General features: G+C 55.7%; 12 protein-coding genes and 1 tRNA gene. 7 read left to right on the top strand and 6 right to left on the bottom strand.

Going from position 1 to position 14,624, the window contains the following annotated elements; translation table 11 throughout:
* The first annotated feature begins 93 nt into the window (after positions 1-93).
* Positions 94-426: a hypothetical protein gene (locus tag JMJ16_RS26230; protein WP_201386379.1), complete on the top strand. Its 333-nt coding sequence runs from the start codon at positions 94-96 to the stop codon at positions 424-426.
* A 620-nt stretch (positions 427-1,046) separates the two neighbouring features.
* Entirely contained in the window at positions 1,047-2,000 is a 954-nt protein-coding gene (locus JMJ16_RS26225) for a sensor histidine kinase KdpD (protein ID WP_201386377.1), read from the top strand.
* A gap of 106 nt (positions 2,001-2,106) precedes the next feature.
* On the opposite strand, the gene JMJ16_RS26220 is transcribed toward JMJ16_RS26225, so the two are convergent.
* The 4 genes from JMJ16_RS26220 to JMJ16_RS26205 form a co-directional block, all read right to left on the bottom strand.
* Positions 2,107-3,168 carry an SRPBCC family protein gene (locus JMJ16_RS26220; protein WP_201386375.1) on the bottom strand — a complete coding sequence of 354 codons (1,062 nt, stop codon included), beginning with the start codon at positions 3,166-3,168 and terminating at the stop codon, positions 2,107-2,109.
* 168 nt (positions 3,169-3,336) lie between these two features.
* On the bottom strand, positions 3,337-4,362 hold the full coding sequence (locus JMJ16_RS26215) for an SRPBCC family protein (RefSeq protein ID WP_201386372.1): 1,026 nt from the start codon (positions 4,360-4,362) through the stop codon (positions 3,337-3,339).
* A 338-nt stretch (positions 4,363-4,700) separates the two neighbouring features.
* The gene (locus JMJ16_RS26210; protein ID WP_201386371.1) at positions 4,701-4,955 is read right to left on the bottom strand and encodes a hypothetical protein; all 255 of its coding nucleotides are present in this window, start codon (positions 4,953-4,955) and stop codon (positions 4,701-4,703) included.
* 68 nt (positions 4,956-5,023) lie between these two features.
* Positions 5,024-5,096 (bottom strand) — tRNA-Arg (locus tag JMJ16_RS26205).
* Between the two features lie 474 nt (positions 5,097-5,570).
* Here JMJ16_RS26205 and sufB point away from each other — a divergent pair.
* Together sufB and JMJ16_RS26195 are read left to right on the top strand one after the other, a co-directional pair.
* The gene (gene sufB / locus JMJ16_RS26200) at positions 5,571-6,971 is read left to right on the top strand and encodes a Fe-S cluster assembly protein SufB (protein ID WP_201380524.1); all 1,401 of its coding nucleotides are present in this window, start codon (positions 5,571-5,573) and stop codon (positions 6,969-6,971) included.
* A gap of 159 nt (positions 6,972-7,130) precedes the next feature.
* A complete protein-coding gene (locus JMJ16_RS26195) occupies positions 7,131-9,044 on the top strand; it encodes a protein kinase (protein WP_201386368.1) in 1,914 nt (637 codons plus the stop codon).
* Positions 9,045-9,131: 87 nt separating this feature from the next.
* Here JMJ16_RS26195 and JMJ16_RS26190 read toward each other — a convergent pair whose 3' ends face one another.
* Positions 9,132-10,250: a citrate synthase gene (locus JMJ16_RS26190; RefSeq protein ID WP_201389159.1), complete on the bottom strand. Its 1,119-nt coding sequence runs from the start codon at positions 10,248-10,250 to the stop codon at positions 9,132-9,134.
* 305 nt (positions 10,251-10,555) lie between these two features.
* Between JMJ16_RS26190 and JMJ16_RS26185 the strand changes: the two genes are divergently transcribed.
* From JMJ16_RS26185 to JMJ16_RS26175, 3 genes are all read left to right on the top strand, one after another.
* Positions 10,556-11,185 carry a sigma-70 family RNA polymerase sigma factor gene (locus JMJ16_RS26185; RefSeq protein WP_201386360.1) on the top strand — a complete coding sequence of 210 codons (630 nt, stop codon included), beginning with the start codon at positions 10,556-10,558 and terminating at the stop codon, positions 11,183-11,185.
* 52 nt (positions 11,186-11,237) lie between these two features.
* Positions 11,238-11,975: an anti-sigma factor gene (locus JMJ16_RS26180; protein ID WP_201386358.1), complete on the top strand. Its 738-nt coding sequence runs from the start codon at positions 11,238-11,240 to the stop codon at positions 11,973-11,975.
* Positions 11,976-12,112: 137 nt separating this feature from the next.
* Entirely contained in the window at positions 12,113-12,889 is a 777-nt protein-coding gene (locus tag JMJ16_RS26175; RefSeq protein ID WP_201386356.1) for a hypothetical protein, read from the top strand.
* Between the two features lie 238 nt (positions 12,890-13,127).
* Here JMJ16_RS26175 and JMJ16_RS26170 read toward each other — a convergent pair whose 3' ends face one another.
* A complete protein-coding gene (locus JMJ16_RS26170; protein WP_201386354.1) occupies positions 13,128-14,522 on the bottom strand; it encodes a S1C family serine protease in 1,395 nt (464 codons plus the stop codon).
* Positions 14,523-14,624 lie beyond the last annotated feature (102 nt).

The following is a 14,624-nucleotide window of genomic DNA, read 5'->3' as shown; positions in this document are numbered from 1 at the left end:
ACACACATCCTTTCTGGCCTCGTAGAGAAGTATATCTTATACTTCTTTCTGCCTGACCTCATTGTAGCAGGAATGTGGCGGCAAATAAAACGCATGTACTATAATGGCAGTCCGAACCACGGGGCTGGCAGGCTTGAACGCTCCGTCCGCTTTCTCTGCACCAGCGTCTGGCCCATCCTCTATAGCTACCTTTCCATCGAGACAGGCCAGCCCTTCGCCATCTGGAGTCTCCCCAAGGACAAAGTGCTCGCCCTCCTACCAGAGAACCAGGCTCTCGGCCTGGCCATACGCCACTTCCACCAGCAAGTATCCAGCTATTTCTCCCAACCACACACCACCAGAACGGCCCTACAAACCATCTCCGCAGGCGTCCACTTCCTCCAACTCATCGACGAACGCCTGCGTACGCAACCCACCTGGACATAACAGAGAGAGAACTGATGAGCTATCAATTCCATTGAGCAACAAACAAACGGAGACGCCTACCCCTTTGTCTACATGACAAAAGCAAATGAGCCCGAGAATGTACCATCCAACCGACGCTGCGAGGGACTGCGCGGCCCCCGCAGCGCCGGTTGGCTAGCTATAAAGTCATATACAGGCAAACAGGGGGATATCCTGCTTATTTAAGAGCTTAACAGTCGCAACACAGACCGGACCAGGGAAAAACCGCACAGGTAAGTGGTATAATACACATACCATCTGCTAAAAGCTCCTTAGGTTTAAGCCTTTTTATTACCTCGCCCCACTATGCTGAATTTGTGCTGGCGATTAAGAATAGTAGTGAATAGGCAACGATTACTAGTAAAGGACAGTTACTGCCTATTTGGAAACCTGAGCGCGCTTGTCCCCGAATGGGGGAAGCACTAGTCACGAGAGTGACGCCGCGCCCCCGAATGGGGGTTGGTTTCCGCATAAGAGCTTGCGCCACAGCGCGCCAAACGGATTTCTCATTCATGGGCATAAAGCGAAAACTGCGAGAAACAGGATATATGAGCTCATCACTAGCCAGGCGTGTTACAGAACTATTCAAAGGAGATGAACCGTTGGAAGGTTCAGTCCAAGAGGAACAGACAAACTACCAGGAGGTGCGCGCGTTGCGCGTGCGTATTGCTGAGCTGGAGAAAATACAGCAGGAACAAAACCTTGCCCTCCACCAGGAAAAGGAGGCTCGCAAGGCGTTAGAAACACGCCTGCATACGGTCCTGAATGAGCGTGATCGCCTGATAGAAGAGCTTACTGAGGCCCAGGACAACATCAATGCCTTACTCGATGCCAACCAGCGCATGGACGAATTTTTAGGCATCGCCAGCCACGAACTACGCACGCCTCTAACGACTATCAATGGCAATATTCAGCTGGCCAAACGTCGCCTGAAGGCCTTCCGCCTGGATGACACCAGAGAGGATTTTGCGAATAAAGTCGACGTCATCCGCGAAATGTTGGAGCGCGCCGAGCGCCAGGTACGCGTACAAAATCGCCTGGTTGGCGACCTCCTCGATATTTCACGCATCCAGGCCAATCGCCTTGAACTACACTTTCAAGAGTGTGATCTGATCACCATAATCAAAGAGGCCGTCGAGGATCAGCGCGCGTCCTGGCCGAAACGCTTGATTGTATTGGACAACTTCTCATGCACACAGGAAATTCGTATCGAGGCTGATCCAGACCGGATCGGGCAGGTCATCACCAACTACCTGACCAATGCCCTCAAATACTCAGCCCCCGAGACAGGGGTCAACGTAGCTATTTCCTCGACCGCGCAAGAAGTCAAGGTCGCGGTTCAAGATGCTGGCCCAGGCATATCGACCGAGGAGCAAGCTCAGCTCTGGCAACGCTTCTACCGCGTCCCGGGCATCAGCGTGCAAAATGGCTCTGGCGTAAGCCTTGGACTTGGCCTGCATATCTGCCGCACCATCATCGAGCGGCATGGTGGGCACCTCGGCGTCGACAGCATCCAAGGAGAGGGCTCAACCTTCTGGTTCACGCTTCCCTTGTAGGGTCCATGCTGGCATGGACTCCGAGCGAAGCGATCTCCTCAGCCACAGGGTATCGGCCTGCAGGCTTCGGAGTCCATGCCAGCATGGACCCTACAATTTGCAATGCCTATGCCTGGTCATCCAAGTTGCGCTGCTCCTGCTGTCTGTGGATCTTGCCTTCTTCAAGGGGGCGCTGGCCCTCCTCCTCAACATCGAAGGGGCGCCCATGAATCTGGCTCTCCCAGGGAGAGGCGACCTCTTCGCCCTCGACGGGCGTCCGAGTCATTCCGGCATTCTCATAGGCTGCACGCGCCTTCATCGGATCCTGATTATGCTGGGGGAAGCGCTCGCCGCGCGCATCCTGGTCGCCAAAAGGCGTATTGGCCATGGCGGCATTGCGCCCACCAAGCGTGTCATACACCGGGTGTGGCTCGCGGGGTTTCTCCATAGCCGCTTCCTGCTCGCGCCGGGCCGCGGCCTCCTGGCGATTGTGCCTGTCTTGCTCGCGCAGTACCGCCTCCTGCTCGGCGCTCGCACGCTCCACCTGCTGTAAATGCGCCTGCTCTTCTGCCTGGCGACGCTGCTCCTCGCTATAGGACGTAGCCTGCTGCCGGGCGATGGTTGTATCGCGTTCACGAAGGCGCTCTTCGGTCATCATCGGATCGTGCGCCATGGATTCTTCCTGGCGGCTGGTGGCTTCGCCACGCGCGACGGCGCTCCCCTCGTGGAAGAGGTAGTGCGATGACATAGGATCAAGCGCGCCTGGGGGCGCCTCCTCAACCATACGCGCGAAATGCTGCATGTCATCTTCTAAGACCGACTGAAAATGTGAGTCCATGCCTAATTTCTCGGCGGCAACCCCAAGAACACCTGCAGGTGGGGTGTAATTGAGGAACACATCCACCATCGTCTGTCCAGTACCAACCGGAGTAAATTTGACGCGACCGGTATTTTGCAGTCCATCTATTGAGCGCCAGCCAATCTGCTGGTCAGGAGTCCAGCCCTCATTAACCGCGTCCCATTCGTGTCGTCCTCCAACCTGGACCACCCAATGGCTACGCTGGTCATCATGGTAGGTCACTTCCTTCACAAAACGCATAAACTTGGGGAAATCGTTGAAATGCGTAAACAAGGCATAGACCTGCTGTACAGGCGCACGAACGGTAACGGAAACATGATGTTCTGCCATAAGATATCTCTCCTCATCTCCTCATCTTCTCACATTACCAAACTACCAATGATGTATCTCTTAGCACGCATCATAAGCTAGAGAAGTTTCGTAGCGGCAAAGAAAAAGGTTGCGGTTGATGCGCGAACGCGCATCAACCGCAACCTTTTTCTTTGCCGCTACATGACCCTACTGGGGTGGATTGGCGCTACTACCAGGCTCATAGTAGTCGCTAAGAATGCAGACATCGCGATTGCCGCGAATAAGCATCATCCAGGGCGACTCTTCGTAGAGATCCTCGACCGATTTCTGCTCGGGATTCTTCTCCTTGGGAGGCAAGCGCGACATCATCGGGTCCTGAGTATACCAGGGATAACGCGGGCGCAGAGAATCCTTATCGCCAAAGTTGGTGCGCTCCAGACCCGCGTGGCGACCTCCCAGCGTATCATAGACCGGGTGTGGCGCATAGTTTTCCAGGGGCTCATCCGCGATGACATTAGCCATGGCTTGCAGCTTTTCCTGGCGTGCCTCCTCCAGGCTCTTGAGAAAGGCCTCGCGGGCCTGCTTCTCGCGTTCCAGGCGCAAACGCGTCACTTCGCTTGCCTGCTGGAGCTCGCGCTGCTTGCGGTCCTTCTCCCGCGCGATGCGCTGCTCGCGTTCAGCCAGAGCCTGGGTAGTCATCATCGGATCATGTTGCATGGAGAGCCGCTGGCGCTCTGTCATCTCGCCGCGAGACACCACGCTCTCTTTATGGAAGAGGTAGTGTGATGACATAGGATCGAGCGCCCCCTCTGGAGCCTCCTCGACCATACGCGCGATATGGGTCAACTCGGTCTGCAACACGGTATCGATGTAACTATTCACCCCCAGGTTTTCACCCAGGCGCCCCAGCGTACCCGTAGGCGGAACGTAGTAGATATACACCGCGACTTCTGTACTTTGCGGGCTCAGCGCACGGAATTTGACGCGTCCGCCATTTTTTAAGCCGCGAACTGAGCGCCAACCGACCTGCTTGTCTGGAATCCAATCCTCGTTAACCGCATCCCACTCATGACGCCCCAACATCTGCACAACCCAGTGGCTACGCTGATCGTCATAATAGGTCACCTCTTTGACGAAGCGCATAAATTTGGGAAAGTCATTGAAGTGCGTAAAGAGCTCATAAACCTGGTGGACCGGGGCTTTGACCGTCACCGATGCACTATGCTCTACCATATGAAACCCCTTTGCTCAGTGTCGCGGGGGCGCGACAAGACCTGTTCACCCAAACGCATTACAAAGTGCCTCTTCGGAAACCTGAGCGCGCCTGCCGTGCCACCTTTAGGTGGTCCCCGAATGGGGGAAGCGCTAGTCGCGAGAGCGACGTTGGTTTCCGCATTACAAAGACAAACAACACAACTTGCGCCTACAAATACAGTCCAACATGTGTCTGTAAGAAGGTGAATCATTACGGACGCCGTAGCCAGCATCGTCACAACGTCCCTGAGTTCTGCCACAGGAGTTAAAGAGACATACTATAGTATAGCATGAAACAGATAAATGTATAGTTCCTACTAATGGCCTTCCCACCGCGTGGCATCCCTCCACGTGTCTCGTTCCATTTCAGGAGCGATCTGCCCTCGCGGCGCGAGAGGCTCGCCACCCATGCAGAAGGGGCCTGGGAGTGCTTCTCCCCCCCATTCGGGGGCACAGGGGCACAATCTACCAGGCCCCTCCTGCTGGGCGGCTGCTTCCCAGGAAAGCTGGCGCACCACCTGCATGGGCGTGGGGATCGAGCAGCCACCCTTAACTTGATGCCTTGCTCGCAATAAGTCTGGCGCCTATAGGCTTGTGAATAGCAAAAAACCCGCCTCTAGAGCGGGTTTAGGAATTTGGGCGCGCCCAGCAGGATTCGAACCTGCGACACCCGATTTAGAAGATCGATGCTCTATCCACTGAGCTATGGGCGCGTATGGTTTGGTGAGATACCTCTCCCCAAACACGTCACCATAATAGCAACTTTATGCGCCTTCTGTCAAGCTCTTACCACAAAAAGCACATGCCCATATCTCCTATAGAGAAACGTCCTCCTGGTCGATTGATTCTAGAGGGATGTATAAGAAGGGCACCGACGCTGCTGAAGCACGCGTCTACATATCATGGGCGATATGCCTCGTACCATAATATGTAGACGCGTACTTTAGTAGCGTCGTCCCCCCTCCTTCCTACCTGTCAGCTTACCTGGCACATGTCACACATAGGTCTAGAGGCCAGGCAGAGCGTCGGCAAGCGATGTTCTCCTTGACAAGCAGCATAAAAAGACATATAATACCAAAGGAAATCCGAGTAGCCCAGTAAGGATTAGCAGGATGGATTACAGGAAGCGTCGCGCTTCCATTACCAATAGAGAATAAGGCATCAGCCAGCGAGTGGAGTAATTCTTTATGAGTCAGGCATTTGAACTGGAGCAGGGCAACTACACTGCCGGGTTCCATGTAGCAGAAAATTATACATACAAGTCCGAGAAGGGACTCGATGAGCGTGTCGTCGCCCAGATCTCTGAGATGAAGGGTGAGCCCAGCTGGATGCGGGACTTCCGTCTCAAGAGCCTGAAACTCTTTGAGAAGCGTCCAATGCCCACCTGGGGTGCTGATCTCTCAGGCATCAACTTCGACGATATCTACTACTATATTAAGCCCGTGCCACAGCAGGGCAAAACCTGGGACGATATCCCAGCAGAAATTAAAGACACCTTCGATCGCCTTGGCATTCCCCAGGCGGAGCAGAAATATCTGGCGGGCGTTACCGCGCAGTACGAGAGCGAAGCCGTCTATCACAAGATGCGCGAGGACCTTGAGAAGCTGGGCGTTATCTTCACAGATATGGATACAGCTTTGCGCGAGTATCCCGACCTGATCAAGGAGCACTTTGGCACCATCATTCCGCCTTCCGATAACAAGTTCGCCTCGCTCAATAGCGCCGTCTGGAGCGGTGGCAGCTTCGTCTACGTGCCGGAGAATGTACGCGTAGAGATTCCTCTACAGGCCTACTTCCGCATTAATGCGAAGAACATGGGCCAGTTCGAGCGCACCTTGATTATCGCTGCGCCGGGCTCCTATGTCCACTATGTCGAGGGTTGTACCGCGCCAAGCTACACCAGCGACAGCCTGCACAGCGCCGTGGTCGAGATCAAGGCCATGGAGGGCGCACGCATCCGCTACACGACCATCCAGAACTGGTCGAAGAACGTCTATAACCTGGTGACCAAGCGTGCCGCGGCCTACCGCGATGCCACCATGGAGTGGGTCGATGGTAACCTGGGCTCTAAGGTCACGATGAAGTATCCCGCGGTCATGCTGATGGAGCCGGGCGCGCGTGGTGACGTCCTTTCGGTCGCCTTCGCTAACGACGGTATGCACCAGGACGCGGGCGCGAAGATCACGCACCTTGCCCCTCACACCACTTCACAGATCCTGTCGAAGTCGGTCTCCAAGGGCACTGGTCGCGCGTCGTATCGCGGTCTCGTACGCATCAATCCAGGCGCGCACCACACCAAGTCCAGCGTCCGCTGTGACGCGCTCCTGCTCGACGAGAACGCTCGTACCGATACCTATCCGACGATTCGCGTCGAGGAGAACCAGACCGAGATCGGCCACGAGGCAACCGTCTCCAAGGTCGGCGAGGATCAGCTCTTCTACCTGATGAGTCGCGGTCTCGACGAGTCTGAGGCCTACTCCCTCATCGTCAACGGCTTCATCGAGCCTATCACCAAGGAGCTGCCGATGGAGTACGCGGTCGAGCTTAACCGCTTGATCCAGCTTGAGATGTCCGGTAGCGTGGGCTAGTAGAGATAAGCAAACATGCTCAAAGCGGAAGAGGTATATGACCTCTTCCGCTTTTTTGTCAGGAACGCAACTCATCCCCCTTACAGGCGTACATGTGGTAGAAAGAAAGCGATAGTTTCTATGCCACTAATACAGATAGAGAAGATGTAGGAGACGTCCTTGGCCTACTGCCTGAATCCGCGTGGGACACACTCCAATCCCCCTGACGCGGTTTGCTGCCAACGCTGTGACTTCCTCGTGCAAGGGTCGCATATTGGCTCATATGAAATTATGGCCTTCATTGGCGCCGGAAGCTATGGACAGGTATATAAAATACGTGAACCCGCACCCCTGAGCCGCACGCTGGCCTTAAAAGTCTTGCGCCTTGACCAGCTCACCGCCAAGGCTCAGGCCAGCTTCTTTCAGGAGGCACGCCGGATCGCGGCCATGCACCACCCTAATATTTTGCCTGTGTATAACTTCGGCCAGCTCACGGGGAACGAACGCCCCTACCTGGTCACCGAGTATGCTCCCCAGACCATTCTCGATCTCTTCCGTCGCGATGATGGGACACGCCGCCTGGCCTTCGCCGAAGAGCTCATTCCCTATATCCACCAGACGGCCTCGGCGCTGCAATATGTGCATAACAATGGCCTGGTTCACCAGGATGTCAAACCTGGCAACCTGCTCATTGGGCGCAATGGCCAGGTGCTGCTCGCAGACTTCGGCACAACGTTCTATCTGGGAATGCAGACGCATGCCTCGCTGGGCGAGATCACGGGGACGGCTGCCTACATGCCGCTTGAGCAATGGCAGGGGACTCCCCGCCGCGACTCAGATCAATACGCCCTGGCGATCTGCTGCTATGAACTGCTTACCGGGCGCACACCCTTTGTCTACAAACGCCTTGAGGAGATGTGGCACGCGCACGCAGGCGAGCAACCAATGCCACCTCACCATTTAAATACCCGCATCCCCTCCGAGGTCAGCGCGGTCTTGATGCGTGCTCTCGCCAAGAACTATCGCCAGCGTTACAACAGCATCAGCGATTTCGCCAGGAGCTATACTCAGGCTGTGCAGATCGCGCTACAGCGCTATGTCTGCCAGCGCTGTGGACAACAAAATCGTAGTGGCGCCGCGCGCTGCTCCTTCTGTGGCGCCGAATACGACAACCGGCGCTGTCCCTACTGCGAGGCCCCCGTACGCTTTGGGCAGCGTTGCTGCTCCCAATGTGGACGTCTTACCGTTCCCGCCGCTATGGTCCCTCGCAGCCCGCTGATAGGCGTCACGCTCCGTCAGGGTCGCTATGCCATCAAACATGTGCTTAAGCAATCTGAAGAAAGCAATACCATGGTCGCCATCGCGACCGATGAGCGTCAGAATGATCAGCGCGTCGTTCTCAAGCGCTGGGAGTGCAGCGATCTCCCCCTGGCACAGCGTGCCAAGGATGTGGCCCACTATGATCACGTGACCGAACCCTTGACACGCCTACGCCATCCCCTGGTGCCACGCGTGCTGGATCGCTTCGCGGAGGGGCGCCACTACTATCTTGTGCTTTCCTACATTAATGGCGAGAGCATTGAAGAACGTCTACAGAAGCTGCTACGCCCCATTTCCGAGGCCGAGGTGCGCACCTATATGCTCGCCGTGCTCAACATCTTGATCGCCCTGGAGCAGCAACAACCCGTCGTGCGTCACTATGATCTCTCGCCCGCCAATATCATTATTGAGCAGCAACGTAACCGCGTTCACCTGACGGGCTTTCAGGTTCCGCCCCCCTTGCAGTCAGCGGGCGGTCGTCTGGAGCACGGGAAGCGTACCACGCGCAAGCTCGTGATCTCGCCCTATCTCCCCATCCAGGATAAACCCTACGATATCCGGACCTGTATCTATGCCCTGGCGGCCAGCATGCACCACGCCATCACGAATGTCGCGCCACCCCACTATCCAGCCTATCCGCCTGTGCGCATCCTCAACCCCAACGTATCAGCCGAGTTTGAGGCCATCTTGAGCCGCGCCCTGGCCGAAGATCCCCAGGTGCGCTACCAGAGCTATGCCAGCCTCAAACAGGACCTCCAGCGCTTACTCGCCTAGAACGGCATGAGACCCGCTACTGGCGTACGCGGCTACTGAGCTGGCAGTAGCCGCGTACGCCAGTAGCGGGTCTCACTTTACCGATTATTAGCCGCGCTGTTCAAGTGGAACGTACTCGGTGACCTTCGCGCCAACGTATTCGGCACGTGGGCGGATGAGGCGATTGTTGGCATATTGTTCAAGGATGTGCGCGGTCCAGCCAGAGATGCGGCTGGAGGCAAAAATGGGCGTATCCAGGTCAATGGGAATACCCAGCATGTAGTAGACCGAGGCAGAGTAGAAGTCGACGTTCGCGTTGAGACCCTTATGTCCCTTGATATACTCCTCAATCGCGCGCGACATCTCGTACCAGCGTACATCGCCTGTGCGCTCGCCCAGCTCCTGGGACATGGCCCGCAGGTGGGTCGCACGTGGGTCCTCGGTGCGGTAGACGCGATGGCCAAATCCCATGATACGCTCTTTACGCGCCAGGGCATCCTCCAGGTACGACTCAACGTTTCGCACCTCGCCAATCCTGAGCAGCATGCGTATGACTTGCTCATTGGCGCCCCCATGCAGGGGGCCAGAGAGGGCGCTGATAGCCGCGACAACCGAGGCATACATGTCAGCCTTGGTGCCAGCGGTCACACGCGCGGCGAACGTCGAGGCGTTTAATTCATGATCGGCATGCAGGATCAAGGCCACGTCCAGGGCGTGGGCGGTATAGGCGTCTGGTTCTTTGCCTGTCAGCATGTAGAGCATATTCGCCGCGTGCGTGCCAGTCTGGAGAGGCTCAACGAGGTTACGCTTCTCGCGGATGCTATTCCAGGTCATAATAATCGTGGGCAGCGCGGATGTCAGGCGGATGGCGCGTCGCTCATCGGCGGCGGTAGACTTATCGCTTAAGTCATCGTCAAAGGCTGCAAGGGCGGAGACGGTTGTGCGGAGCACATCCATCGGAGAGGTGGAAGATGGCAATAAATGCATCAGATCGATGATGCGGCTCGGCAGAGCGCGGTTGGCGCGTAACTGCTGCTCCACTTCCGCCAGTTGCGTTTTGGTGGGCAGAACACCATGCCAGAGCAGGTACGCGGTCTCTTCAAAGCTCGAATGACGAGCCAGGTCATGAATATCTATACCGTAGTACGTTAACTTACCAAGTTTACCATCGAGATCACAAATTCGCGATGTTGTAGCCACAACATCTTCAAGACCTTCAGTGGTCATCGCAATTCCTCCGAAGAGATGTAAATTTTTGGTGGAATACGCCTGGGCGGTTCCTATCATCGAACCAGCATCCGCCTCATCAGCGAAACGGACAAGCACAATCAACGGCCATTTCTTGCACAAACAGAAGCAAGTTGATTCAAAATAATTATAATCGTCAAAAAAGAAGGGTGTCAACGAAGCTAGCTAACAGAAGAGACCTGGGACGTGCACAAAATGGGATTCTGTGCTACACTAGCGGACGAAGCAGGCATAAGAGTGACACCGGAAAAGCGGTATCGCCCAGGAGAGAGGCAAAAGAGGGTATGAGCAAGCACACGCCAGAAGATGAGGCATGGCTTATTGCTCGCAGTAAGCGCGGCGATCTTGAGGCATTTAATCAGTTGGTTGAACGTTACCAGCAGCTAATGTATGCCTCTGTCCTACGCGTGCTCGGCAATGCTGATGCCGCGGCCGATGTGACGCAGGATGCCTTTTTCTCCGCCTTTCGCCATATTCAATCCTTCAAAGGCGGCTCCTCCTTTCGGGCCTGGCTCCTGCGCATCGGCTCCAACCTGGCCTGCGACTACTGGCGCTATAAGCAACGCCATCCCGCCGCCTCGCTGGATGAACTAACCGACGATGATGAACCCCACACCCAGGAGGCACTTGGCGCCCTGGTTGATACCCATCTCAGCGATAATCCCGAGGCGCGACTACTCAACCAGGAGCTTCAGGAACTGATTCAAACGGGCCTGCAACAGCTGCCACTTGATCAGCGAGTCGCGGTCGTCCTCTGCGATATCGAGGGCTTCTCGTATGAGGAGGTGGCCGCAAGCACTCAGTCAACGCTGGGAACGGTCCGGTCCCGCATCTCGCGTGGACGTACGAAGCTCCGCCAGTATCTCTCACAACACCGGGAACTTTTACCCCGCGATTACCGTCTAACCAATTGAATGGATCGCTACCAATAGACACAGTTTATGTTTGAGGAGACGGAGTAGACGCTTGGCATACGACGAACAACACCTGACATCAGAAGAATTCTCAGCGTACCTGGATGGGGAGCTTACCTCCTCCGAACAGGAACGCCTGGCGAGCCATTTGAGTTCCTGTATCACATGTGGGCAGGAACTCGATGAGCTACGTCGTACCATCGCGCTCCTCCAGGCCCTCCCACGCCCAGCCCTACCTAGGTCTTTTACCCTTGCGCGCAATGCCAGCAGCCTCCCCGATACGCCACCGCTGTATGCAACTGCCCAGGTCGATGACATATTTCCCGAAATGCAAGAAGACGAAAAGGAGAGTGTCTCATATACGCCAACGCGGCCACGCGCTCGCTGGCCGCTCTATGCGCGAAGTGGGCTGCGTACCCTGAGCGCACTCGCCGCAGTCATCGGTCTCTTCCTCCTAGGCTCCAGCCTTCTTGCCATGCTTCCAGCAGGTAGTGGAGCATCCTATTCCACCGCCTCAAACTCAAGTGGCTCAAGCGCACAATCAAATACTAAAACAGAGAAGCCAGGAAGTACGATGCCTCGCACTACGGAAGCCTCGCCCCAGGTTAATACACCTCAAATCACAACAAAGTCACCCACGACAACTCCTGTTCCCAGTCCAACCTCAAGCTGGCCAGTAGTATTCTTCTTCGATCTGAATACGGTGCTGGGACGTGTGGGACTAGGTCTGTTGTTCCTCCTGATAGGAGGAATAGGCCTGTTTGCTTTGAGAGTTCCCCTGCGCCTCTAATCCAATCCGGTGCTGCCATTGGCCTTCTTCTCACCCTATGTAGAGCTTCTATGCATTGCGCGTAAGCGTGGTTTTTTGTATAGTCTATGCAGAGCAATGATACTTTCAATTATGCCAATCAGACACAGGTTGTAAATATGAACACCGTACTTCTATTTGCCTCTCCCGTCATCAATGTCCTGGTGACGGGGATTTTCGCGGGCATGATTACGCGCCAGTACCTACGCCGGAGGCGCGTCTATCAACTCTACTGGTCTATCGCATTGCTGATGGCCTTCGCGGCAACTATCGCCTATGTGGTGATGATGCTAGCTCAGCCAACCAGTAGCCTGGGCATCCTCTGCTTCCGCATCTACTATACCCTTGGAGCGGCCCTTATGCCCTCCTGGCTGGGCCTGGGCAGTATCGCCCTCCTGGGCAAACCCATGTTGACACGCTCCTGCCTGATGTTCCTCTCGTTCCTGAGCGTGATCGCTACAGCCTTTACCTTCGATGGATCTATCGATATGCAGAAATTGAGCCAGATCGCAGGCACACCCGGTACAGGCATCCTGCATCCTGGCCCCTGGCTGGTCACCACGATTCTGCTCAACACGCTGGGAGTCGTCGCCATTGCTGGAGTAGCCCTCTATTCTGGCTTGAAGCTCGTGCGCAAGCAGAGCCAGGTTGGTGGCCTGCAATCGCTAAACCTGCTCTGGGCCAATGTCCTGATCATGGCTGGAGCCTTGATCGATGCCGCCGCCGGTACCCTGGCGCGTGTCCTGGGTCTACAGAGCACCTTCTGGATCATTATGGCTCTTGGCTGGATCGTCTTCTTCGCGGGCGTCCTGCTGACCGGGCGGCGCTCCAAGAAGAGCCAGGCAGCCGCTCCCCCTGCAGACACATCCCCACAGTCCCAGCCTATAGCCCCATGAGGCCAATGCTCTTGGTGGTGTAATGCCCCTGGCGGCTGGAGGTCGCCAGGGGCATTACACCACCAAACAACGCGAGCGCCGCAGGCGCGAGGCGTCACGCCAAAAATAAGGGAGGACGGGTTAAGTTACTTATAAGTAACCTTACCCGCCCTCCCCCGATCCCAAGCACAAGGAAAAGCGCTATATAGTGACACCATCAACCTGTAAGGGCCGATGAGGTGTTGTCAAAGTTGTTTGCCTACTTGGTCTGCGCCTGCAACTCACCCAGGGCCACGTTAATGGTCAACTGCTGGTTGCCACGGTAGACCTTGACGGCTACCTTGTCGCCCACGTTCTTGCTCAGAAGAGCATCTGAGAGCGAAGATGAATCGGTAACATTCTTGTTATCTACCTGTACGATGACGTCATTCACCTGTAAGCCGGCCTTGGCTGCTGCTCCATCCTGCGTCACCTCGACGATCATCACACCCTGCTGCACTGCGAGTCCGTTGCGTTGCGCCATACTGGCATCGACAGCAACCACGGTTACATTGAGGGCCGCGCGCCCCGTATGCGTCACTTTCCCACTATCGATCAACTGTGTGGCGATAAACTTCACCCGGTTGGACGGGATGGCATAGCCAACACCATTGGCAGGCGTATTATATTCTGAGTTAATCGCGACCAGGGTTGGAATGCCAATGACATTGCCCTGCAAGTCGACCAGGGCGCCACCGCTGTTACCAGGGTTGATTGGCGCATCCGTCTGAATCGTATTCGGAATCGTCGCACCATTACCCTCCGAGACATTGCGCCCCAGCGCGCTCACGATACCGTGAGTTACCGTCTGCGAGTTCCCCAACGGATTGCCAACCGCGAGCACTTCCTGACCCACCTTGAGTGAGGATGAATCGCCCAGGTCGGCGGTCGCCAGGTTGGCAGGCGGATTAATCTTGATCACCGCCAGGTCATCCGTGGCATCCGTACCAACCAGGGTCGCGCTCAACTGATTGCCATCGAAGAGCTTGACGGTCAGGCTCTGAGCGTTCTCGACCACGTGATTGTTCGTTACAATGTATCCACGCTTATCGATCACGACACCCGAACCAAGGCTGGAGCCGGTCGAGATCTGTACGACCGCAGGCTGAATATTTGTCACCACCGCTTCGCGTACAGTTTGAATATTGTTATCGCTCAGTGCAGGGATGGTTACCTGCGAGTGTGAACTGCTATCTGTTTGGAGGCCAGCTTGTGACGAGCTGGGTACACTTACACCACCACGCCCAAATTGCCAGCCCGCGAAGAGGCCCGTACCAAAGACGAGCAGGAGTACTACTGCCAATAGGACTATAGATGCCGTGCTGGGTCCCCTGCGCACCGGCGGCTGAGCGACGGGCGGAGGCACCGGCCCATTGGGCGCTGAGGCGGCATAGGTATCAGCCTGCGTCTGTTGAGCCCAGGAAGCGGGCTGTCCTGCCTGTGGCAGTGGCTGCACCTTCTCATGCTCATCTAAGGTCTCCTGCGAACCAGAATACTGTTCGGCATCCTGCGTAGATGGTGAATACATATCAATTTTTGTATAATCTCTACCATTTGCTGTACCATTTGTCGTATCATTTACCACATCATTCGCGGAATCATTTTCGTTGAGCATCTAGTATCCTCCTGACACGATGCATATAAGAAAGCGGTGTTCATGCCCTGATGTTTATGCCTTATAGATAACGATAAGGACCATAGCAAGTCAACTTCTACT

It is taken from the genome of Ktedonobacter sp. SOSP1-52 (assembly GCF_016587395.1).
Note: the sequence above shows the minus strand (reverse complement) of the source record. Positions and strands in the feature narration are given on the sequence as shown.

Bases quoted from the DNA above. Each gene is read 5' to 3' on its own strand.
- JMJ16_RS26230 (WP_201386379.1), top strand. From the start codon at position 94: ATGTACTATAATGGCAGTCCGAACCACGGGGCTGGCAGGCTTGAACGC.
- JMJ16_RS26220 (WP_201386375.1), bottom strand. From the start codon at position 3,168: ATGGCAGAACATCATGTTTCCGTTACCGTTCGTGCGCCTGTACAGCAG.
- JMJ16_RS26215 (WP_201386372.1), bottom strand. From the start codon at position 4,362: ATGGTAGAGCATAGTGCATCGGTGACGGTCAAAGCCCCGGTCCACCAG.
- sufB (WP_201380524.1), top strand. From the start codon at position 5,571: ATGAGTCAGGCATTTGAACTGGAGCAGGGCAACTACACTGCCGGGTTC.
- JMJ16_RS26190 (WP_201389159.1), bottom strand. From the start codon at position 10,250: ATGACCACTGAAGGTCTTGAAGATGTTGTGGCTACAACATCGCGAATT.
- JMJ16_RS26185 (WP_201386360.1), top strand. From the start codon at position 10,556: ATGAGCAAGCACACGCCAGAAGATGAGGCATGGCTTATTGCTCGCAGT.
- JMJ16_RS26175 (WP_201386356.1), top strand. From the start codon at position 12,113: ATGAACACCGTACTTCTATTTGCCTCTCCCGTCATCAATGTCCTGGTG.
- JMJ16_RS26170 (WP_201386354.1), bottom strand. From the start codon at position 14,522: ATGCTCAACGAAAATGATTCCGCGAATGATGTGGTAAATGATACGACA.